9 protein-coding genes are annotated in these 23,826 nt (G+C 54.5%); 3 read left to right on the top strand and 6 right to left on the bottom strand.

Annotated elements, in window-relative coordinates:
- Positions 1 to 19: 19 nt before the first annotated feature.
- A complete protein-coding gene (gene pyrF / locus SynPROSU1_RS10870; protein ID WP_186570514.1) occupies positions 20 to 757 on the top strand; it encodes an orotidine-5'-phosphate decarboxylase in 738 nt (245 codons plus the stop codon).
- Here pyrF and SynPROSU1_RS10865 read toward each other — a convergent pair.
- Complete coding sequence (locus tag SynPROSU1_RS10865) at positions 741 to 2,189, bottom strand: autotransporter outer membrane beta-barrel domain-containing protein (RefSeq protein ID WP_186570513.1); 1,449 nt, start codon at positions 2,187 to 2,189, stop codon at positions 741 to 743. The two genes, pyrF and SynPROSU1_RS10865, sit on opposite strands and share 17 nt — an antisense overlap.
- A gap of 282 nt (positions 2,190 to 2,471) precedes the next feature.
- Here SynPROSU1_RS10865 and SynPROSU1_RS10860 point away from each other — a divergent pair, with 282 nt between their 5' ends.
- Both SynPROSU1_RS10860 and SynPROSU1_RS10855 read left to right on the top strand, forming a co-directional pair.
- Positions 2,472 to 13,376, top strand: coding sequence for a DUF4347 domain-containing protein (locus SynPROSU1_RS10860; RefSeq protein WP_186570512.1), 10,905 nt, complete (start codon positions 2,472 to 2,474; stop codon positions 13,374 to 13,376).
- 61 nt (positions 13,377 to 13,437) lie between these two features.
- Positions 13,438 to 19,545, top strand: a complete 6,108-nt coding sequence (locus SynPROSU1_RS10855) for a DUF4347 domain-containing protein (protein ID WP_186570511.1) — start codon at positions 13,438 to 13,440, stop codon at positions 19,543 to 19,545.
- A gap of 4 nt (positions 19,546 to 19,549) precedes the next feature.
- Here SynPROSU1_RS10855 and plsY read toward each other — a convergent pair whose 3' ends face one another.
- The 5 genes from plsY to SynPROSU1_RS10830 all read right to left on the bottom strand — a co-directional run bounded on the left by plsY (position 19,550) and on the right by SynPROSU1_RS10830 (position 23,748).
- The gene (gene plsY / locus SynPROSU1_RS10850; protein ID WP_186570510.1) at positions 19,550 to 20,152 is read right to left on the bottom strand and encodes a glycerol-3-phosphate 1-O-acyltransferase PlsY; all 603 of its coding nucleotides are present in this window, start codon (positions 20,150 to 20,152) and stop codon (positions 19,550 to 19,552) included.
- On the bottom strand, positions 20,149 to 21,156 hold the full coding sequence (locus SynPROSU1_RS10845; protein WP_186570509.1) for a DUF3086 domain-containing protein: 1,008 nt from the start codon (positions 21,154 to 21,156) through the stop codon (positions 20,149 to 20,151). Before SynPROSU1_RS10845 ends, plsY begins: the two co-directional genes overlap by 4 nt.
- Positions 21,157 to 21,263: 107 nt before the next feature.
- On the bottom strand, positions 21,264 to 21,677 hold the full coding sequence (locus SynPROSU1_RS10840; RefSeq protein ID WP_186570508.1) for a DUF3119 family protein: 414 nt from the start codon (positions 21,675 to 21,677) through the stop codon (positions 21,264 to 21,266).
- The gene (locus tag SynPROSU1_RS10835) at positions 21,674 to 22,423 is read right to left on the bottom strand and encodes an ABC transporter permease (RefSeq protein ID WP_186570507.1); all 750 of its coding nucleotides are present in this window, start codon (positions 22,421 to 22,423) and stop codon (positions 21,674 to 21,676) included. Before SynPROSU1_RS10835 ends, SynPROSU1_RS10840 begins: the two co-directional genes overlap by 4 nt.
- Positions 22,420 to 23,748 (bottom strand): MFS transporter, encoded by a 1,329-nt coding sequence (locus SynPROSU1_RS10830; protein ID WP_186570506.1) that lies wholly within the window; start codon positions 23,746 to 23,748, stop codon positions 22,420 to 22,422. The genes SynPROSU1_RS10835 and SynPROSU1_RS10830 overlap by 4 nt, the downstream gene beginning before the upstream one ends.
- Positions 23,749 to 23,826 lie beyond the last annotated feature (78 nt).

The raw sequence follows: 23,826 nt of genomic DNA, 5'->3' as shown, positions 1-23,826 counted from the left end.
GCCAGACCCCCCGCTTGCCTTGGCTCCGTCGCTCTCCGCTGACCCCGCCGATCGGATCATCGTGGCCCTCGATGGCATGGCGCCTGATCAAGCGCTGCGCTTTGCCGCTCAGGTGCAGGGGCTGTGCTGGGTGAAGGTGGGCCTGGAGCTGTTCGTGCAGGCGGGCCCACCGGTGGTGGCTCAGCTGCGCGAGCAGGGCCTGCGGGTGTTCCTCGACCTCAAATTTCACGACATCCCGGCCACCATGGCGGGGGCTTGCCGCCGGGCGGCGGCGCTGGGGGCGGAATTGATCACGGTGCATGCCTGTGCCGGCAGCGAAGCGCTGCAGGCAGCCCAGGCCGCGGCGGTGGATGGGGCGCAAAGCAGTGGGCAACCCGCTCCTACCCTGCTGGCGGTGACGGTGCTCACCAGCTGGGAGGAGCAACGGCTGCAACGGGAACTCGCCATTGCCCAGGGCATCGCCGAACGGGTGCCGGCATTGGCGCAGTTGTCGGCAACTGCCGGTATCGGCGGTTGTGTCTGCTCACCGCTGGAGGCCGCGGCATTGCGGGCCCTGCACCCCGAGCCCTTCGCATTGGTGACGCCGGGCATTCGCCCCAAAGGCACCGCAGTAGGCGATCAAGCCCGGGTGATGGGACCAGCTGAGGCGCTGGCTGCTGGTGCCAGCCAGCTGGTGATCGGTCGGCCGATCACCAAAGCTGATGACCCCAGCGCCGCGTTTGCGCAGTGCTGCAGGGAGCTCAGAAGCGGAAGTTGAGACCGCCCTGCACCTGCCAGGAGGTGCCCCGGTCGCCCCAGATCACCACACCGGTGCGGGCATACACGCCCATGGAGGTGTCGTTGAAGTTGAAGCTGGTGTAGTCGAGGCCCAGCTCGATCAGGGCACCGTGGTCGGCATCGCCGTTGATGCCGATCCGGTAGGCGTCGCCGGAGTCGACATAGCTCACCTTCTGGTTGTCGCCGCTGTTGCCCCAGTCGGCGGCCCAGCCCAAGCGCAGGGAGGGCATGAACAGCGAGCGCTGGCCATCGCGAATTGGGTAGGTGAACTTCATCGACAGCTCGGTATCGACGTTGTCGATCTCCATCTCGTGGTAACGGAGCCGTTTGGAGTGCTTCACGCCTCCTTCGCTGAAGCGGTCCAGGCTGGTGTTGGTGTAGCTCACCAGGGCCTGGGGTTCGAGGATCCAGTCGCCGGAATCGAACGGTGCGCCAAGGCTCACCACCCCGGTCCAGGAGTTGCCGCTGCGGTTGCCGCTGGCGGTGTTGTTGCTGTTCACCTTGCGGCGGTGGTCGCCGTCGTAGCCGCCAGCGCTGATCATGCCGCGCAGGTAGAAGTTGTTGGTCCAGTACTCGGCGTAACCGCCCCCACCCCAACCGTCGGCGTCCCAGCTGCCGCGGGAGCCGTCGTCAGCGTCCATGACGGCGTAGGTGCCGAACAGGCCCACCCGGGTGGTGTTGCTGAGGGGAATGTCGAAGCCGAGCTGGGCGCCGGCGTTGTCGATGTCGGCGTAGCGGCCGGAGCTTGCCCCATGGGAGTTGCTGCCCCCGAAGCCCCGCACCCACACATTGATGCCGGGCTCATTCACCGTTCGGCTGATCAGCACGGTGTTGGGCTCGAGCACTTCCACGTAGCGCATGCCGTCGACGCGCACGATCGGTGCGGCCGCACTGTCGAGGCTGCTGGTGCTGGCCTGGGCCAGGTGAACGTGGCGCAGGGTGCGCTCGAGGTAGGCCTCGGCGGTGGCGTGATCAAGGGCATCGCTCTTGAACCAGAGCGGCCGGATCGGTTCCGGCATCGCTTCGGGCTCCGTTGGAGGTTCTGGGATGGGCTCGGGCTCTGGTGCTGGCGCACCCGCCTCCTCGAACTGGCGGTAGGGAGGTGCGGGGGGGAACTGGTTGCAGGGCCCGAAGCAGGTGGGAATGATCACCAGAGGAGCATTTGGCTTGTTTGGTTTTTCAGACTTGTTCGGCTTGTCGGGCTTGTCGGGCTTGTCGGGCTTGTCGGGCTTGTCGGGCTTGTCGGGTTTATCAGGTTTCTCCTCCGGCAGACACACTTCAGCGCCGTAGGGATCGACGGTGCAGGCCTCGGCTTTCGCGGCTTCTGGAGACATCACCATCAATGTCAGCAGAACGACAGCACTGCTGGGCAGCAACAGCAGGGTCCGCAGCAGAGAGGTGAGGGATCGCATCGCAGCGTCAACAGATGGATATCAACGAATTCTGTGAAGCGTCAGCAGCTTCGGCATAGCGATGCCGCCGCTTCAGGGATCGTCCTTCGCAGCAATGGCCTTAACACCAGTTATTGCAATTGAAGTGGGAAATAAAATGCCAGAGAAAAAAATGTTTTTTTTGTACCAATCCTGTGCCCAACAGGGCTGATCGAACTCATTGATGCATCTCCCCCAAATGGGGGAGTGAGAACAGCCTGAAAAGTCGCTAATAGAAGGAGATCACTGCCCTTCAGCAGCGTCATGCCGCTTTCCTGTTTTGCCGTGGACTCCGTCAAGGCTCAGATGGTCGACCATCTGCTGGTCGCCGGCCTCCACTGTTCGCAGATCCAGGCCTTGGTGGCAGGGGCGCAGCTGAAGCTGTTGGACGGAGTGCAAGACGGCCATCCTCTTGATTGGATCAGCGAAGGGCTACGCCAACAGCGCGAGGCTGGGCAGCCCGTCCGTACCCTGCACCTGATCGCCCATGGCCGGCCGGGAGCGTTCCGGATCGGCGATCGGTGGATTGATGCCGAAGCCTTGAAGGCCCATGCCAGTGAGTTGGCGCGCTGGGGTGTGGAGACGATTGCCCTGTGGAGTTGCCATGCAGGGGCTGATGCCGGCTTTGTGGCGCTGTTGGCGGAGCTCACTGGCGCACGGGTGCTGGCCAGTCCCGATTGGCTGGGGCGAGATGGTTCCAACGAACAGCTGCAGCTGGGGCATTGGCATCTGAGCGATCTGGTGGAGCCTTCGGCCTGGCCTGCACAGTTCCGTCTGGAGGATGACGAGCTGATCGGATCGGATCAGGCCGATCAGGTGGATGCCGGAGCTGGAGATGACGACGTCGATGGTGGTGCCGGAGACGACGCGTTAGACGGCGGCAGTGGTGATGACGCTTTGGATGGGGGAGCTGGTGCGGATGACATCGAGGGCGGTAGGGGTGATGACGTTTTGGATGGCGGCAGGGGTGATGACGTCTTGGATGGCGGTCAAGGCGACGATGTCCTCGAAGGAGGCCGTGGTGCAGACACGTTCCTGCTCGGGCCTGGCAACGATGTGGTGCTGGATTTCAGGCCAGGTGTCGACAGCCTTCAGCTGAATTCCGATGCGCCCTTCAGATTGAAGGAGGACGGTAATGATGTGCTCATCCTTCAAGGTGAGTCCACGTATCGCATTGAAGGCGTCAGCCTCCAGCAGGTGGAGGCTGAACTTCCCCCGTCCTCTGGTGGCAAGGGTGATGACGATCTAGACGGGGGCGCAGGTGCCGATGACCTGGATGGCGGCAAGGGCATTGATGCCCTTGATGGTGGTGCTGGTTCTGATGACTTAAGCGGTGGGCAAGGGGATGACGCCCTGGATGGCGGCAAGGGCGACGACAGCCTCACCGGTGGTGCGGGCCAGGACGACTTTGAGCTTTCGGAAGGCACCGATGTGATCCTCGATTTCGAGGACAGCACCGATGTGATTTCGGTGCGCAGCTACAAGGATCTGAGCCTTGAGCAAGACGGCGACGATGTGCTGATCAGCCGGGGGGATCAGCAGACCCGGGTGCTGAATTCCACCGTGGACGCGGTGGCTGATTCGTTGGTGCGTATTGATGCGCGCCTTGAGAAGAGCCCGTTGACGGATACCCAACGTGACGATCTGCGGGCGGCGTTCCGTCGCTTGCTGGCAGGCAAGGCTGTGGATGCGGGTGCCATTGGTGATGAGCTCAGCAAAGACCAGAAAAAGGGCTTGCTGCGATCGTTGCGCTCGGTGATGAAGCGCCAACCACTCGTCTCAGACGATGCCTTGAGCCAGATCACCGCTGAGCAGAAGCAGGTGCTGCTCACGGAGGTGAAGCAGCTGCTGAATGGCCGGGAGGTCTCAGCTGGGCAATTGGGTTCGATCTTTTCCAAGCAAGAAAAAGAAGCGCTGAAGGATTATCTGGCTGGGATGTCCGTCGCGGCGTATGGAGGTGCTAGCAACACATGCATTACTAAACAATCAAAGTTCCCCGGAGAAAATAAAAGCTGGGATGGTTGTGACGAGAAAGATAATTTTAAGGCAAAAATGGATTGGCAGTATGGCTTTAATAATGTGACAATCAATGGAAATGGTGGTGATGATGTTATCGATATAAATGTTGATTGGGTGCAGAGTTCTGATTCTTTTATTGACGGGGGCGAGGGTCAAGATTCCGTTAAGTGGAGAGGGCAATCTCTTATAAAAATGAACATCAATTCTGAGGCAATTGATGTTAAGTTGGATGGCGATAATCAGGCCATAAAATCATCGCTTTGTGGCGAAAAAGTTGACTTAATTGTTGGCAATGATGTCGATAAGTTGCGCATAAGTGGTTCCGATATCGATGTAAAAGCGAGTGGCAACGGAAGTATTGCTGGCTCCTCGATTTATGGGGGTGAATCAATCGATGATTTAATTAAGCTTAAGGCCGGTAATAATTTTGTTAATTCAACTGTTGCAGCCGGCTCAGGTGATGATGATATCATCATTACGCTCTCAGGAAATAATAAATTTGATGGAACGTTTGTAGACGCAGGCCCAGGCAATGATGATATCAATGTTAGTTCTCCGTTTATTTCTGGCGGTACTTTGTATGGAGGAAGTGGTGATGACACGATTGCATATGATGCTAAAAATATGGGATTGTTGAACAATATTTCTATACGGCTCTCATCTAGTAATGTGAACGATAAGATTAAAATTGTTTCGCTTAAGCAATCAAATCGCCCTGTTCTTGAATTCCCTCGAGGGAGTGAAATAACCCTATCTGGAAAAGACGCGAATTCAGGGTTGGTTGTCAATAATGGAGCAAGAATTGAGCTCAGCAAGGATTATCGGGGTCCTATACAGTTTAATGTCTTGATTTCGCCAAGCCATAGCCAAGAGCAATATTTAACTGCCGTAGATATTGAAAGATGGGAGCATGGTAGCGACGGGAAGCCATTTATAACGATTAAGCAAGCAGATTATGATTTTGACGATTATATTAAAGGCGATGATTGCGTGCCGGGATCTTCGCCAGGACCAAAGCCAGAGCCGATAGAAGTAGTTGGTCAGATTCAATCAATTGAACCAGGCGCCTCCTGCCAGCTTGAACTGACAAGAAGCCAAAAGGATTGTGTATTTATATTTGAAGTTTCTTTAGATCAACCGAATACGACCCCACAAGAATATATCTATAGTCTTGAAGGATCAGGAGGTAAAGCTCAAGATTATATATTTAATGCTGGAGAATCTGATGTTGTCACATATCTGCCTGATCAAAGTAATAATGGCAGTACAGGGAGAATTCAGGTAGTTAAGGGGATTGACAATTTCAAACTCGCTATTTATGCAACTGCTGATAAAAAGCTTACGGGTAATGAACAGCTAACACTATCCCTTGCTCTACCAAGGGATGAAGCGAATGCCGTTGTTGAAACAGCGCAACTATCTGAGGATTGTGCAGGTTCAGCTTCGATTTTGGAGATTGACGCCAAAGCCGCTTGTGAAATTGAGGAGACAAAGACGAAAAAAGATGCTCGATTTCAGTATGTCGTTACCCTTGATCCAAACTACGGAAAGGATCAAACCTATGAATATCTATTTACGCCTGATGGTGAGACCTTGTCTGGTGGTGGATACGACGTCGTGGTCGAAATAAAGGATGTTAAAGGTGGCTTGATTGATGGTGTAGATCAAGAAGTTGCCAATTCAAAAAATATATCAGGAACTTTAGATATTGGCGCTGGTGTTAGCCAGTTTACAATTAATGTGGATATTAAGGCGAAAAATAAGCTAACAGGCAATGAGTCATTGGGATTGCAATTAAAGGGTTTGGAAGGGACGGATGAGCGCGAGGTAAGCGCGCAAGCTTTTTTAAATCCGGAATTTTGCACATCTGCTGAGTCGAATTCAGGTGACTTGATTGTTGAAGGTAGTTATGAATGTGATAAAGACTATTTGGAATATGACATTAAGGCAGACCCTAAACAGCAAGGGATGAATGTGTTGCTGGAATTAATTGGCGAAAATAAAGTAATCGATGATTCGGATATGACGGAAACTAATCCTAAAAACTACTCTAATTATCTTGAGACTAACGATGGAGATGCGGCTGGAGATTGGGAAACTTATAAAACAGGATCAGCAGTCAATCTGGATGATGGTGGATCTCTTCGAGCACGAGTTGATATTCAAGATTTGAAAAATAATGGATTGGGGAATCCCTCTGATGTCACGCTTCGAGTCCAGGAAATTTTAATTGATCAGCCAGATGTTCCGATTGTTGATGTGAATTATCGACAATTAAAAATTAAAGATGCTCGGCCAGGTCCTGGAATGGTTTCTCCTACAGCTCTCCAGTCAAAAAAAAGTGGGATATATTATTACGATAACATTTTAAATCATAATGGTAGTATCGTTGGTGCAAAAGTTGAGTGGAAAGCTTCAGAAGGAATTAAAAAACTTCGATTTGATTATTGGGAAAGGAATGGCAAAGGTTCTGAAAATAGGTTTCAGCCTATTCTTGCAACCAATGGTAATAATGATGAGGGAGGAACTGTTGATTTCATCTGGAGTTTTGTTTATGTAGGCAATGATGGACTGGTCGATAAGTTTGATCAACCTGTTGCTCTTGGTCGTTTTTGGATGAATCCAATTGATTTAGATGGGGATTCAAATGGAAAGCGAGAGTTCTTTGATGTTGACTTAGAGGAAGGTGTTAATGAGATTACCTATTCTCCGAAAAGTTTCTTAAGCGATACGTTGGATCCTAGGGATATTTCTCCTTACAACTTGAAATCACAATGGACGCGAGTAAAAGGCCGGGCTGGTAGATGCAATGGTTTGTGTGAGGGTGACCCACGAGAAGAAGATTACTCGGCTGCTATTAATTTTTTCCAGCCAAAAACGTCATTAAAATTTTCCTATGGTGTGCACGGTAAAAATTTCGGCGATGGAAGCCCAACTAATGGCCGTTTATTTTCTGTTGCACTTGGAGATACGATTGTTTCAGAGGGTTTGGAGCCTCCTGAGCTAACTCCGATTGAAGATGAGGCTACGATTGAGGTTGATTGTCCAATTGCTTTTGAGATTGAGGCAACGGGAGCGTGTCTGAATGATGCGACGGGTAAAAAGAATGATGTGAGGTTTAGTTTTGAGGTGAAATTTGATAAGGCAATAAAGGAAGAACAGGTATTGGATTATGCGTTTGTAGGGGAAGGATTTGCTGGGGATGGAAGTTATGAGGAATTAAGGATTTATGTGAATGGAGCGCTGCTGGAAGAGTCTCCGAGTGTGGATGGGAACGGCCATGTGAGTGGGACGTTCACAGCGGAAGAAGGAACGAAGAGTGTTGAGGTGTGGGCGGAAGCAACAGCAACGGAGAAGGTGAGTGGAGGAGAAGCGCTGCAGCTGGTGGTGCAGAGCGGCCGGTATATGGATAGTGCGACGGCGTCGGTTGCAGCGGAGGATTGTCCGGATCCCGTGCCTGGGGTGCCGAACAATTTTGAGATTGAGGCAACGGGAGCGTGTCTGAATGATGCGACGGGTAAAAAGAATGATGTGAGGTTTAGTTTTGAGGTGAAATTTGATAAGGCAATAAAGGAAGAACAGGTATTGGATTATGCGTTTGTAGGGGAAGGATTTGCTGGGGATGGAAGTTATGAGGAATTAAGGATTTATGTGAATGGAGCGCTGCTGGAAGAGTCTCCGAGTGTGGATGGGAACGGCCATGTGAGTGGGACGTTCACAGCGGAAGAAGGAACGAAGAGTGTTGAGGTGTGGGCGGAAGCAACAGCAACGGAGAAGGTGAGTGGAGGAGAAGCGCTGCAGCTGGTGGTGCAGAGCGGCCGGTATATGGATAGTGCGACGGCGTCGGTTGCAGCGGAGGATTGTCCGGATCCCGTGCCTGGGGTGCCGAACAATTTTGAGATTGAGGCAACGGGAGCGTGTCTGAATGATGCGACGGGTAAAAAGAATGATGTGAGGTTTAGTTTTGAGGTGAAATTTGATAAGGCAATAAAGGAAGAACAGGTATTGGATTATGCGTTTGTAGGGGAAGGATTTGCTGGGGATGGAAGTTATGAGGAATTAAGGATTTATGTGAATGGAGCGCTGCTGGAAGAGTCTCCGAGTGTGGATGGGAACGGCCATGTGAGTGGGACGTTCACAGCGGAAGAAGGAACGAAGAGTGTTGAGGTGTGGGCGGAAGCAACAGCAACGGAGAAGGTGAGTGGAGGAGAAGCGCTGCAGCTGGTGGTGCAGAGCGGCCGGTATATGGATAGTGCGACGGCGTCGGTTGCAGCGGAGGATTGTCCGGATCCCGTGCCTGGGGTGCCGAACAATTTTGAGATTGAGGCAACGGGAGCGTGTCTGAATGATGCGACGGGTAAAAAGAATGATGTGAGGTTTAGTTTTGAGGTGAAATTTGATAAGGCAATAAAGGAAGAACAGGTATTGGATTATGCGTTTGTAGGGGAAGGATTTGCTGGGGATGGAAGTTATGAGGAATTAAGGATTTATGTGAATGGAGCGCTGCTGGAAGAGTCTCCGAGTGTGGATGGGAACGGCCATGTGAGTGGGACGTTCACAGCGGAAGAAGGAACGAAGAGTGTTGAGGTGTGGGCGGAAGCAACAGCAACGGAGAAGGTGAGTGGAGGAGAAGCGCTGCAGCTGGTGGTGCAGAGCGGCCGGTATATGGATAGTGCGACGGCGTCGGTTGCAGCGGAGGATTGTCCGGATCCCGTGCCTGGGGTGCCGAACAATTTTGAGATTGAGGCAACGGGAGCGTGTCTGAATGATGCGACGGGTAAAAAGAATGATGTGAGGTTTAGTTTTGAGGTGAAATTTGATAAGGCAATAAAGGAAGAACAGGTATTGGATTATGCGTTTGTAGGGGAAGGATTTGCTGGGGATGGAAGTTATGAGGAATTAAGGATTTATGTGAATGGAGCGCTGCTGGAAGAGTCTCCGAGTGTGGATGGGAACGGCCATGTGAGTGGGACGTTCACAGCGGAAGAAGGAACGAAGAGTGTTGAGGTGTGGGCGGAAGCAACAGCAACGGAGAAGGTGAGTGGAGGAGAAGCGCTGCAGCTGGTGGTGCAGAGCGGCCGGTATATGGATAGTGCGACGGCGTCGGTTGCAGCGGAGGATTGTCCGGATCCCGTGCCTGGGGTGCCGAACAATTTTGAGATTGAGGCAACGGGAGCGTGTCTGAATGATGCGACGGGTAAAAAGAATGATGTGAGGTTTAGTTTTGAGGTGAAATTTGATAAGGCAATAAAGGAAGAACAGGTATTGGATTATGCGTTTGTAGGGGAAGGATTTGCTGGGGATGGAAGTTATGAGGAATTAAGGATTTATGTGAATGGAGCGCTGCTGGAAGAGTCTCCGAGTGTGGATGGGAACGGCCATGTGAGTGGGACGTTCACAGCGGAAGAAGGAACGAAGAGTGTTGAGGTGTGGGCGGAAGCAACAGCAACGGAGAAGGTGAGTGGAGGAGAAGCGCTGCAGCTGGTGGTGCAGAGCGGCCGGTATATGGATAGTGCGACGGCGTCGGTTGCAGCGGAGGATTGTCCGGATCCCGTGCCTGGGGTGCCGAACAATTTTGAGATTGAGGCAACGGGAGCGTGTCTGAATGATGCGACGGGTAAAAAGAATGATGTGAGGTTTAGTTTTGAGGTGAAATTTGATAAGGCAATAAAGGAAGAACAGGTATTGGATTATGCGTTTGTAGGGGAAGGATTTGCTGGGGATGGAAGTTATGAGGAATTAAGGATTTATGTGAATGGAGCGCTGCTGGAAGAGTCTCCGAGTGTGGATGGGAACGGCCATGTGAGTGGGACGTTCACAGCGGAAGAAGGAACGAAGAGTGTTGAGGTGTGGGCGGAAGCAACAGCAACGGAGAAGGTGAGTGGAGGAGAAGCGCTGCAGCTGGTGGTGCAGAGCGGCCGGTATATGGATAGTGCGACGGCGTCGGTTGCAGCGGAGGATTGTCCGGATCCCGTGCCTGGGGTGCCGAACAATTTTGAGATTGAGGCAACGGGAGCGTGTCTGAATGATGCGACGGGTAAAAAGAATGATGTGAGGTTTAGTTTTGAGGTGAAATTTGATAAGGCAATAAAGGAAGAACAGGTATTGGATTATGCGTTTGTAGGGGAAGGATTTGCTGGGGATGGAAGTTATGAGGAATTAAGGATTTATGTGAATGGAGCGCTGCTGGAAGAGTCTCCGAGTGTGGATGGGAACGGCCATGTGAGTGGGACGTTCACAGCGGAAGAAGGAACGAAGAGTGTTGAGGTGTGGGCGGAAGCAACAGCAACGGAGAAGGTGAGTGGAGGAGAAGCGCTGCAGCTGGTGGTGCAGAGCGGCCGGTATATGGATAGTGCGACGGCGTCGGTTGCAGCGGAGGATTGTCCGGATCCCGTGCCTGGGGTGCCGAACAATTTTGAGATTGAGGCAACGGGAGCGTGTCTGAATGATGCGACGGGTAAAAAGAATGATGTGAGGTTTAGTTTTGAGGTGAAATTTGATAAGGCAATAAAGGAAGAACAGGTATTGGATTATGCGTTTGTAGGGGAAGGATTTGCTGGGGATGGAAGTTATGAGGAATTAAGGATTTATGTGAATGGAGCGCTGCTGGAAGAGTCTCCGAGTGTGGATGGGAACGGCCATGTGAGTGGGACGTTCACAGCGGAAGAAGGAACGAAGAGTGTTGAGGTGTGGGCGGAAGCAACAGCAACGGAGAAGGTGAGTGGAGGAGAAGCGCTGCAGCTGGTGGTGCAGAGCGGCCGGTATATGGATAGTGCGACGGCGTCGGTTGCAGCGGAGGATTGTCCGGATCCCGTGCCTGGGGTGCCGAACAATTTTGAGATTGAGGCAACGGGAGCGTGTCTGAATGATGCGACGGGTAAAAAGAATGATGTGAGGTTTAGTTTTGAGGTGAAATTTGATAAGGCAATAAAGGAAGAACAGGTATTGGATTATGCGTTTGTAGGGGAAGGATTTGCTGGGGATGGAAGTTATGAGGAATTAAGGATTTATGTGAATGGAGCGCTGCTGGAAGAGTCTCCGAGTGTGGATGGGAACGGCCATGTGAGTGGGACGTTCACAGCGGAAGAAGGAACGAAGAGTGTTGAGGTGTGGGCGGAAGCAACAGCAACGGAGAAGGTGAGTGGAGGAGAAGCGCTGCAGCTGGTGGTGCAGAGCGGCCGGTATATGGATAGTGCGACGGCGTCGGTTGCAGCGGAGGATTGTCCGGATCCCGTGCCTGGGGTGCCGAACAATTTTGAGATTGAGGCAACGGGAGCGTGTGTTGATGATGGGAATGCGAATAAAGCGTTGTTTGCGTATCAGGTGCGTTTGTCTGGATCGTATAAACAGGATCAGACGTACTACTACGAATTCAATGGGAATAAGAATTTAGATGAATATGAGGTGAGTTGGATTTATGTGAATGGCGAGAAGGCGAAACAAGTCAATAAGGATGATAAGAGCGGATCATTTGTGATTGCCGAGGGCCAACTGACGGAAGCAGCTGATGAATTTACCGTCGAGGTAGGTATTAAAGCCAAGGGCCAGCTGAAGGGAGATGAAGCGCTGGAGATGAAGATTTCGGACGAGCCGATGTTAAAGCCATCGGAGACGGAGAGTGCAACAGCGAAGATCGCGAATTTCGATGACTGCGCAATTGATGGATTGGTGCAGAACGTTGAGGCAATGGGAGCCTGTATTGCTGATGGTGAAATGAATAAAGCAACATTCGCTTTCGAGGTGCAACTTGATTCGGGATACAACAACCGAGGCCAGGTTTTTTCCTATCGCTTTGATTCCAATAAGGCATTGGCCGATGGTTATGAAATCACCGCGTTTTATGTGAATGATGAAAAGCAGGATGTTCCAGCGAAGCAAGGTTCATTTGAGATTCCCTCGAACAGCTTTACGTCTGTTTCCGACTTGAAGATCCAGGTGGATGTGCAAGCCGCCGGGCAGTTGGATGGCACAGAAGCGCTGAGGTTGACGCTCGATAACACCGCTACCCCTGCAGGCCTGACGCAGGATTCACCCAGTGCGAAGGCAGTGATCGCCAACTTTGATGATTGCCCTCCGGATTTGGATGAAACATCCGAGGTGGCCTTGTACCTGCTGATGGACAATTCCACCTCGATGTTGTTGCCCGATCCCTCCACCGAGGAGGCATCCAGTGCCAATCGAATGGAAGCCCAGGGGCGTGTCGCGCTTTATGCCTATCAGCAGGCGCTGGCTAATGCGGGCTATGGCTTCAGCCGTGAAGGCACCGGAAAGGTTTTGAGCAGTGAAGACTTCCGGGACGCCCTGATCAACATCTCGTCTGATGATCTGTTCTCGACCCTCGATGGCTTCGAGGTGATCGTCGATCCTGATAAGGCTGATCGACCGCAGCCGATGAAGGTGCATCTGATCAGCTATGGCTACGCCGTTGACTACGGCAAGGTGAGCTTTAAAGCCGGCAATACAGAGAAGGCTCTAACGGCAGCCAAGGCGATCTTGGCTGTGAGCACGCCGAATGAGCTCTATGGCAACTCCATCAAAGGCAACAGCCTCTGGAAAACCCGCGACTTGCCCAAGCCCACGGCGAATGATCGCTACCAGGCCGATGGACGGTTGACCTCCAACCTCTATTCCGGCACCGAAATGCTGGGGGCTCTTACAGGCCTGGAACACCTGCTGCAGGATCAGGTTGCCAGTGATGGCAACGACCAGCCCACCACCATGATCTCGATGGTCACTGATGGCCGGCCAGAACGCCGCGCCTGGTGGGATACCCGCGAAGGTCCCGGATCTGATTCGATCATCGGCGCTTCGATTCCCCTGCCGGATCGCCTCGGTGGTGATGCCATCACCACATCAGGCCTGATTTACGACAAGGACGGCAACCATCAATTCCTCAAGGACAACAACGGCACCAAGCCTTGGCGCAAGATGCAGCGTGAGCTCAACGCTGTACTGGATCGCATCGCAGCCAAGGCTGATAACTCAGCCAGCGCGGTGCAGGTGGAGGTGATGGGCATGGGGGATGGCACTGACGCCGATTTTCCGGCGATCTACGCCGATCTCTTCGGCGAGCGCACTTTTGATAACCGCAAAGGTGGCTGGAGCTACGAGTACCTCACCAGCTACGGCCTGCCGGAGTTCGCGGGCTAATCCAGTCGACTGCCGTAATCAGTTGCCATTACTAGGTTGAAGCTAGCGCTTGGTTTTCCCCTTGCCGATCGATAGCCGCAGGCCTCGCTGTTGTGACAACGCCCTGATCTTGGGTGATGCAAGTTGTCTGGAGATCAGGCAACTCCTTGCTGCTTCAAGGCTGCCAGCATTGCCGCTGAACCCAGCGCTTAGCCCGCTTGAGTCGATCAGCGAAGCCTTGCGAGAGCAGCGCGCTAGTGGCAAAGAGGTTTGCAATCTGCATCTGGTGGTCCATGGAGCCCCGGGCGTGTTGTGGATGGGTGATCAGTCGATTGATCGATCCGCATTGCTGGCGAACGCGCAAGCCTTGGCCAGCTGGGGTTTGAAGGAGATCGCCCTATGGAGTTGCTCTGTGGGAGTAGACGGCGGCTTCATTGCCTTGCTGGAGGAGCTCACTGGTGCTGTTGTTCATGCCAGCCAAGGTTGGTTGGGGCGTCGGGGGCATGAAGTCAGATTTCTGCTCCATCAACAAAGCAAGCGAGGTTTGCGGCTTCAATCACCTTGCACTCTGTGTGATGTATTCCATTCCTGTCCACTCGAGTTTGAACTAGGTCGCCGTAAGAAGAAGAAGCAAAGTGCTTTGCCATTCAAGAGTGGTGACACATTTTTCGGTGTCGATGATGATAATGATGTCTGGCAGGTCAACCCTACATTTAATGACTTAGAAGGTGTTGGCCAGCCATTCATGAAGGCTTTAAGGCTCTATGATCCTTTGGTGGGTGATACAAAATTAACGAATCAAAAGGCATCGAACGGGATCGCCTTTGACAAAGAGAGAGATGATTTATTCTTCTTTTATTACACTGCTAAAAATACGGCATCTAAAAATAAAATTGAAGCTGCCAATGATGCATCGGCGCCTGGAAAGGTGCCTTTATCAATGGGCGCAAAACGTAAGTTTAATATTGTTTGGTGGAATATCCATGCTGCGCAGGAAGGCTGGAATTGGGTTGAATGGGCGGATGGTATTCAGGGTGGATTTGGTGATAAGGTTAATCAAGATAGCCCAGCAAATGCTGTCTTTCATGGTGAATCAATCTGGTACTTTGGGGATGGCAATCGAAACCTTTATCGTCTGAAGCTTGAGTACGACGATCAAGGTCGGCCTTTCGCGAAAGAGTTAGTCAATTACGAACTGGATAATTTGTACAAAAACGGAAGCTATGGTGATCTGGCTATACGCGAAGAAGAATATGGAGATGAGAGTGAGCTGATTCTATACGGCTCACAACAGTCTGGGCGCTTTTTCAAGCTCAATCTAAGTGTGCTATTGGATCAAGTTGTGCCTCCTGCTGATAATTCAGGAGAAGTGAGGCTTCGAGTGGATCTTAAAAAGCTTGATAAGCAAAACAATCAGAACGGTAAGTATTCATTTGTTTATCAGCAGCTTTCGGCCAATTTAGAGCTTGAACCAGTAGATCCACCTGGCATTCAAGAGACAAAAGCTCTTCAACTGACGTTCAGTAATGACAGCAGCTTGCTCTGGGGGCAAACATACGAGCCGAATAACAAGTCGTATTCGGGTGTCTACTACAACATTTCCCCTGGTGATAATTCTGTTCAGGCATCACCTCCGTTGTATCAGGCACCTGGCTGGGATGCTGATATTGGGTCTGGTTTTCGTGATTTAGGCGGCTCAACAGACGAGCCTGCCGATCCTCTGCCACCAGATTTTGATGTTGCGGGGACAGAGCACTGTGAGGAAAATTGGAGTGGAACGATGGCAAAGTTTCAATACAACATTACTCTTGAAGATATTGCTATTTGGGATCGAGTTTTTCTCGATAATGATGAGGGCTTTGGGTCGTATGGGCCTTTTTTTGCGGGTTTCGACGTTACGAGTTTGCTCTCAGAAGAGAGTGATGATTATTTTGTTGAATCCATTCATGTAGGTAGCCCTGATGGCCAAGAATTTGATGAACGAACTGATGATGGTGAGATTCGTTTCTTTGTTGATCCTGCATTGATTGAGGTTCAGTCATCTGAATCGAATGCCGTTGATGATGGAACATTTTCAATTTTTGCAAATATTAGGGCGGCTGAAGGTTCGACTTTTGTTGGGGATGAGCAGGTTGATTTGCAATTGGTTTTGGCGGAGACTGGTGAGGAGAAGTCGGCGTCTTCTGAGTTGTCTTCGCCAAAGGATTGTTTTCCCGGTTCTATTGTTGCAATTAAAGGTTCGGCTGAGTGTCTGGAGGTTGGATTTAACGATGAAAAGGAAGCCGCCCAGTTTTCGTTTGATGTCTCCAGGTCTGTTACCGAAGATTCTCAGCTTTATCGGTATCAATTAAGTGCTGGAGGGGTGACTGAAGGTTATGAGTTTAAGCGTGCCGATATTGTCGCATTCAATCGTAATGGGGAGAAGGTTGAAAAGGGTGTCGTTGTGGTTGATCCCGATGTTCAAGCGTCGGGACTTATTGAAGTGGAAGGACATGTCGCTTCATTTGATGTTGATCTCCAAATGGTAAGCAGTGACTTTACTGGCATTGAGCTGATGACGTTGTCTCTTGCAAATGTCTATGAATACAACGATAAAGTTGAGATTATCCCTGTCACTGAAGTGACTGGAGAGGCTGATTTGAATGGAGACGATTGTGAGATTCCAGTGCCGAAGATTGGAAATGTTGCTCGGGTAGAAGGCGATGCTGCCTGTGAAATTGAAGGAACGCCAAGTAAGAAAGATGTGCTCTTCTCCTTTGATGTGAGTTTTGATCCTTCGGGAGATCTAATCCAGGTCTATCAATATGACTTTGCGGCGCTGGGGGCTCTGAATCAAAGCGGTTACAAAGTTCAGAGGGTTGAATTGACCAATGGCGTCACCGTTGAATCGTCGGAGAATGGTGGCCAATCCGGGACGTTGAATGTTCCAGGAGGTGTGAAGGATTTTGAGCTGGATATTGTTGTGAAGTCGGCGGATGTGCTGACTGGCAAAGAAGGTCTTGAATTGACGGTGAGCAATCAAGACAGTCGAGCCTCAGGGGATGCTGTTCTTAATGAGGAGGCATGTGCCACGACGCTAGGCAAGGTTGATGCGGTGGAAGGAGATGCCGCCTGTGAAATTGAGGGGACGCCGAGCAAAAAAGACGCGGTCTTCTCATTCAATGTGAGTTTTGATCCTTCGGGAGATCTGAGCCAGGTCTATCAATACGACTTTGCGGCGCTGGGGGTTCTGAATCAAAGCGGTTACAAGGTTCAGAACATTGAATTGACCAATGGCGTCACCGTTGAATCGTCGAAGAATGGTGGTCAATCCGGGACGTTGAATGTTCCGGGAGGTGTAAAAGATTTTGAGCTGGATATTGTTGTCAAGTCGGTGGATGTGCTGACTGGGGAAGAAGGTCTTGAATTGATGGTGAGCAATCAAGACAGTCGAGCCACAGGGGATGCTGTTCTTAATGAGGAGGCATGTGCCACGACGCTAGGCAAGGTTGCTGCGGTGGAAGGGGATGCCGCCTGTGAAATTGAGGGGACGCCGAGCAAAAAAGACGCGGTCTTCTCGTTCAATGTGAGTTTTTATCCTTCGGGAGATCTGAGCCAGGCCTATCAATACGACTTTGCGGCGCTGGGTGCTCTCAATCAGGCTGGTTACAAGGTTCAGAACATTGAATTGACCAATGGCGTCACCGTTGAATCGACGATTAATGGTGGCCAATCCGGGACGTTGAATGTTCCAGGAGGTGTGAAGGATTTTGAGCTGGATATTGTTGTCAAGTCGGCGGATGTGCTGACTGGGGAAGAAGGTCTTGAATTGACGGTGAGCAATCAAGACAGTCGAGCCACAGGGGATGCTGTCCTTGCTGAGAACGACTGTGGAACAGTTCTCGGGGATGTTGAATCTGTGACAGGCACTGCAGCCTGCGAAGGCGAGGGGCTTTTGGAGCGCAACCAGGCGACATTCACGTTCGACGTCGACCTTTTCCCGGCGAGTGTTCATCAGCTGTACGACTACAGCTTCAAGGCTTCTGGTTTTGGTTCCGCACAGGGCTACTCCATCATTGATGTCGATCTCAGCCCATCGTCTGAGGTTGATGTGCTCAACAACAACTCAGACCTAGCTCGTGGAACGATTGCGGTAGGGGCTGGTGTTGATGATTTCTCCATCACCGTCACAGTTCAGTCGGACGATCGCCTCACTGGTGAGGAAGCGTTGAAGCTGAAGGTAGGCAACGACACGTCGAAAGCGACTGGTGTAGCCAGTCTCGAGACCAATGATTGTGATAGCCCTTCCTCCGTGTTGGCTGTCGATGGCCTCGGCTATTGCGAGCTTGTTGATAAAGATGCTGAGACCAACCTGGAGTTCACCTTTGCTGTGACCTTTGATCCTGGATCTCCAACCCTCTATGGCTACGAGCTGGGTGTGGAGAACATCTCACTGCTGGCCGATTACTCCATCCAGCCCCTTGCCATCACCGACATGAATGGTGATGCGGTTGATGTGGAGGTGATACGTGGGAGTACCGGCGCAGGAACTGTTCTTGTCGGCGAGGGTGTTGAGAAAGCCTTGGCGACATTCAACGTTCTGACCGATGGTGCGCTCACTGGGGAAGAGTCGCTCATCCTCACTGTCGGTGAGCCCGATCCAGGCGGTGGTGTGGCTCCTGGCACAGGAGTGAGCGGAAGCGTGTCGGCTGCCGATGAAAGCGGACGTTGTGAACCTGGCGTGGTCGACGTGGAGGCGGTGACCTCCTGCAGCTTTGATGCCGGTGACGATGGGGTGAAAGCTGACTTCAGCTACGAGGTGACGCTGGATCCGGATCCTTCCGGGCGTCATTCCTATCGCTATGCCTTCAACGCAGCTGGTTTTGAGGCCGACGACTACGACATTCAGATCGTGTACAGCTCAACGGATGGAGACGTGGTCTCCCCCGATCTCGACCGGAATCGCTCTCAGGGCGTGATTCGGGTCGGTGAAGGGGTGTCTGAGCTCAACATCGATGTGTCGTTCACCGCTGATGCCGTGATCGATGAGACCGAAGCACTCACCCTCACCATCGATGACAAGAGTGGGCCCTCCAGTGCTGAGGCCACAGCGCTGCTGTCCACGGAAGACTGCATCCCGCAGTTCCCAGACTCCAGCCTTTTGCTGTTGATGGACAATTCAACGTCGATGTTGGGCAGCGATCCCTCCACCCAGGCTGCATCGGAGACCTCCCGGCTTGAAGCTCAGAACCGCATTGCCTTCTATGCCTTTGAGCAAGCAGCCGATCGGGCCGGATACGGATTCCGTCGCAAGGGAGATGCGACCTTCCAGAGCTTTGGTGATGTCTCGACCGACGCGATCCTGAACAACTCCACCCGCTCTCTGGCGAAGACCCTGGGCCAATACGAGTTGGTCGACAACCCCAACGACGGTCGTCAGGCCGGTGATCTGATTGTGAATCAGATCAGCTTCGGGTATGTGGTGGATGAGGATGAAACGCTGATCAGCTCGGAAGGCATTGGCCATGCGCCGGTGCAGGGATCGGCGATCGCTGAACGCATTTTGCTCACCACGACGCCGAACAAGATTTATGGCGACAGCATTGATGGCAACACGACCTGGACTGAGCGTGATCTGCCAAACCCCGACGACAAGGATCTGTTCAAAGGCAAAGGGACGGAGGCCTCGAACCTCTATTCAGGCACGGAGATGCTCGGTGCACTCGATGGTCTGGAGACGCTCCTGAAGCGTCGCCTGCGGAGTGGTGATGTTGATGAGGAAAGCACCACCTTTGTGGTGATGACCACCGATGGTCGTCCCGAACGTCGCCCCTGGTGGGACAACCGCGATGGGAAGGATGACGGTCTGGCCATTCCTTTGCCGCAATCTTTGGGCGGTGATGCGATTACTGCCTCAGGTCTTCTCTACGACAACAAGGGGGATTGGCGTTATGTGCGTGATAACGATGGTGTGCGCCAGTGGCCCAAAACCCGCAAGCGGCTCAACAACACCCTGGATCAACTCGCGGAGCAATTAATCGACCCATCGCTTCAGTTGCAGGTGGAGGCGATTGGTCTTGGAGACGACGTCGGGGTGGACTACGAACGCATTTATTCCGATCTGTTCACCACCAAAACATTCGATAACAGCGACAGCACCTGGACCTACGAGTTCTATCCCAGCTACGGCCTGCCGGAGTTTTTGGGTTGAGACCTCAGGTCTTCTGTTTCTGGCCGATCTTGGGTTCCGTGCCGGCGATCAGCCGTTCGATGTTGCTGCGGTGCCGCCAGAGCACCATCAGGCTCGCTACCAACGACACCACCACATAGGCGCTGCTTTCGCCGGAGAGCATCATCAGCACCGGCAGGCTGATGGCGGCTACCACGCTGGAGAGCGACACGATCCGGCTCAGGCTGATCGCCGCCATGAACAGGCCGAAGCAGGCCAGCCCCACCGGCCAGGCCAGCCCGAGAAACATGCCGAACCCAGTGGCCACCGCCTTGCCGCCTTTCCAGCCCAGCCACACCGGCCAGATGTGACCGGCCAACGCGGCTAGGCCTGCCAGCACCTGCACCCAGTCGTTCAAGCCAACGCTTTTGGCGAGGAGCACCGCCAGGGCGCCCTTGCCCACATCCAGCAAAAACACCACCAGAGCGGGGCCTTTGCCCACATTGCGCAGCACGTTGGTGGCGCCGGTGCTGCCGGAGCCGCAGTCGCGGAGGTCGATCCCCTTGAGCCAGCGGCCGGCGAGATATCCACTGGGGGTGGCTCCCAGCAGATAGCCGATGGCCAGGAGCAGCAGGGCAGTGAGGATCACAGCAGGTCGTCGTCGTCGAGGCGTTCAGCCGGTCCGGCCGCGAAGGCCAGCCAGAGGGGGAACTGAAGCACGGGGATGTCGACGCTGCGCTCGGCAGCATCGATAAGGATCAGCGGCACTTCCCCTCGCTCCTCCAGTCGGTCGGCCCGTTCCACTAGGGCTTCGGGGCGTTCGAACAGCACGATGCCACTGCTGGGGCCGAAGTCTTCCCGGCCCAGGCCGAGGGCATCTTGCAGGCCCCGCCGCCATTCCCCGAGCCGTTCCGGTCCCCCAGCCAGCACCAGACACTGGAACTGATCGCCGTACAGCTCGCCGATCACGGCGATCAGTGCTGCACTTACCAGGATGTTGCGCGGTCGGGTGCCACGGCTGGGCTGGGCACCACGACCGCCTTGATTGAAGAACCAGTCCTCCAGCAGTGCCGTGTCACGGTCGTCGATGCTGCGCCGCAGGGTCCAGGGGTCGGCGTAGACGTCGGGTTGCTTGAGGAACCGCTCCAGGGTTTGGCGGATCAGGGTTTCGTCGGGGCGGAAGGTGTCCGCCACCGCGGGAGGCGGTGTGCCGTCATCGGCGCTGGCCGCTGCAGCCGCGTTGCCTGCGGCCTGATCCAAAGGGGAGGGCTGCACCACCATCGGCTGCACCACCAGCTCCAGGTTTTCCACGCTCTGCACCAGGTCTTGCAGGGCGCCGCCCAGGTACTCCTGAAAGCCCTTCACCCGGCGGGCGATGGCGTCCGACTGGCCGGCGAAGTTGGCCTTGAGCTCGCTCTCGAGTTGCTCCTTGCGGGAGGTGAGTGCGGTGATCTCGGCCTGCAGGGCATCGCGGCGGCCCTGCAGATCCTTGAGGGCCAGCTCCACCACAGGGTTGACCTCTGCGGCGGTTGGCTCGTCGCTGATTTCGCTGGTGGGGTCGCCGGTGGATTCAGCAGGGGCCTGCTCCGTTTCAGGCTCCTGGGGGGTTAGGTCGGTGTCGTCGGGCATTGCGTCAGCTGCCGTGCTCTCCATCCCTCCATTCCAGCCGAAGGAACCCAAGAAAAAAAGATGGCGTCGAAATTAGACGCCTGAAGCACGATGTCGTGCAAATTTATTTACTGTATTGACACGGTATCGCCCTATTGCTGGGGTGATGTTGTGTCTTTTTTGGGCACTTCCAGGTCTCCAACCCGCAGCTCCAGTTGTTCCCGCAGCTCTTTGGGGCTGAACAGGATCGGCAGGAAGTGAATGCTCTGGGTTTCGCGGAAGTAGAACAGCCCCGGCAGCCAGGGGGCGAACAGTCGCCAGCTGAGCCATTGGTTGTAGGGAAAGCGCCGCAGCTCACGGCCGTTCTGCCAGACGATCAGAGCCTCTTCCTTGAATTCCAGGCGCAGGCTGGCGCTCTGGATCAGCAGAAATAGGCCGAACAGCACCACCACCAAGGTGGGCCAGGGGGTCAGCGGTAGCGGCAGCAGTGCCAGGCCGAGGCCCACCACCAGAAGCGGCAGCCGCACATCCGGCTTCAGGGTGACGGCGGCGGGGGGTGAACTCATGCTCCGAACAGCACCTGGGTGAGAACGACATCCATTAGAGCCACCAGGATCAGGATCATCACTACTGCCCCGGTGGTGCTGGTGCCCACTTCCTTCGGGCCACCGCGGGTGGTCAATCCCCAGCCGCAGGCCACTGTCGCGATGATCAGCCCGAAAACCAAGGCCTTCACCAGCATGAACGGCAGGTCCAGTGGGTCCATCCAGGTGCGCACCGAAGTCCAAAACACCGCCGGCGGGATGTTGTAGAGGGCTGTGCTGGTCAGTTGCCCCGACCACACCGCCATGAGGAAGAAGAAGAAGCACTGCACCGGTGCCATGACCAGCATGGCGATCATCCGGGGCACCACCAGATACTCCACTGGATCAGTGCGCAGCATCGTGATGGCGTCGATCTGTTCCGTCACCTTCATCGTGCCCAGCTGGGCCGCATAGGCGGTGGCCACCTTGCCGGCCAGCAGGCAGGAGGTGAGCAAGGGGGCGATCTCCCGGGCTAGACCGATCGCCAGGATGCCGCCCACCGTTGAGCCCGCTCCCTGTCGGGTGAGTTCCGCGGCCACCTGAATGTTGAATACCGAGCCGGCAGCCACGGAGATGATCAGCACGATCAGAACGCTGCCGGGTCCAGCTTCCAGCAGTTGATCGACCAGCTCCCCGCGATTGATGCGGCCGCGCAGCGTGGCTGTCACGGCCTGGCCTCCGATCATCAGGCTGGAGCCCAGGCGTTTGATCGAGCGGGGCGTGTTCATCCTGCGGCCTTCTGCAGATGGGCTCCACGGTCTGGCCAGCCTCGCATCACTACAAGTCCGAAGAACACAAGGATGGCGGGAAACAGGCCCATGCAGAGGCGGATCGCCAGCAGGGCTGAATCCGGCTGTTCGATGAAACTCAGCGCCCCACTGCAGTTGCCCCCCTTTGCGGAGATGTAGCCCGTGAGTGAGAGCAGGCTGCCGAACACCGACATGGTGAGGCCGATGATCAGCTTCTGGCCGAACACCATCCAGGCCGTGTAAAGCCCGGCCGGTTTGCTCGGGTCAGCGTCGATCGCATCGGGCAGCAGCGACCAGGGGATCAGATAGGCGGTGGCGGCCCCCACCCCCACCAGGGCAATCAGGCCTGCCAGGGGCAGCAGGTGCGGCAGGCCGGGATCCATCGGTAGGGGCGGGAACACCATCGACAGCAGGCAGGCCGCGATCCACAGCCCCGCTCCCCAGCGCAGGGTGGCCACCCTGCCGATGCGGTTGCTGAGGTTGCTCCAAAGCTGAAGGCCCAGCAGGGCAGCGATTTGGAAGGGCAGCAGGATCCAGGTGGAGAGGCTGGCGGGCACATGCACCACTTGCACCAGCCAGATCAAGGCCACCACCTGCATCAGTTGCAGGCCAAACCAGAGCAGCAGGTACAGCCCCAGCACTTGGCGAAAGCGGGGGTTGGCCAGCACCCGTTTCAGCTGCTGCATCGGCGCTTCGTTGTTGGGCACGGGGCGCTGGGCTCGCTTGGCGTAGGGGGCCAGGCCCCAGCAGCAGAGCAGCGTGGTGGTGGCGGCGATGCTGCCGGTGATTCGGCCCATGGCCAGGTAGCCCCCGCCTCCATCGGTGAGCACCACCGACGCCACGATCAGCCCACTCAGGCCGGCCAGGATCGATCCGGTGAACCGCGCCGCATTGAGGCGGGTGCGAATGGCGGTGTCGGGCGTCAGTTCGGTGCTGAGGGCGGCGTAGGGGAGGTTGACGCTGGTGTAGGCGGTCATCAGCAGGACCGCCATCACGGCGTAGTAGGTCGTGCGCTGCCAGGTGTCGCCCGGGGGCACCCACCACATCGCCGTCAAGCTGATGCCAAGGGGTAAGGCTGCAGACAGCATCCAGGGCAGACGCGGGCCCCAGCGGCTGCGGGTGTGATCGCTGAGCCAGCCGATCAACGGGTCATTCAGGGCGTCCCAGACCTTGCTCACCGTGAGCAGGGAGCCGGCGATGAAGGCTGGCAGGCCTGCAGCGCAGATGAAAAAGGGGAAGAGATAGAAGCCCAGCTGGGTTGCCGCAAGTCCAGTGCCGGCGTCGCCCAGGCCGTAGGCAAGCATCAGCCTGCGGCGGGATTCAGGCTGAGTAGAGCTATGGCGAGACAGAAGCTGATGGATGTGAAATGCCGTTATTAAACA

This window comes from Synechococcus sp. PROS-U-1 (assembly GCF_014279755.1).
Taxonomy (GTDB): Bacteria; Cyanobacteriota; Cyanobacteriia; order PCC-6307; family Cyanobiaceae; genus Parasynechococcus.
The sequence above is the reverse complement of the archived record's forward strand: the minus strand, read 5'-3'. Positions and strand labels throughout refer to the sequence as shown.

Coding starts and splice junctions, on each gene's coding strand:
- SynPROSU1_RS10845 (WP_186570509.1), bottom strand. CDS start 21,156: ATGGAGAGCACGGCAGCTGACGCAATGCCCGACGACACCGACCTAACC.
- SynPROSU1_RS10830 (WP_186570506.1), bottom strand. CDS start 23,748: ATGCTTGCCTACGGCCTGGGCGACGCCGGCACTGGACTTGCGGCAACC.
- SynPROSU1_RS10865 (WP_186570513.1), bottom strand. CDS start 2,189: ATGCGATCCCTCACCTCTCTGCTGCGGACCCTGCTGTTGCTGCCCAGC.
- SynPROSU1_RS10835 (WP_186570507.1), bottom strand. CDS start 22,423: ATGAACACGCCCCGCTCGATCAAACGCCTGGGCTCCAGCCTGATGATC.
- SynPROSU1_RS10860 (WP_186570512.1), top strand. CDS start 2,472: ATGCCGCTTTCCTGTTTTGCCGTGGACTCCGTCAAGGCTCAGATGGTC.
- SynPROSU1_RS10840 (WP_186570508.1), bottom strand. CDS start 21,677: ATGAGTTCACCCCCCGCCGCCGTCACCCTGAAGCCGGATGTGCGGCTG.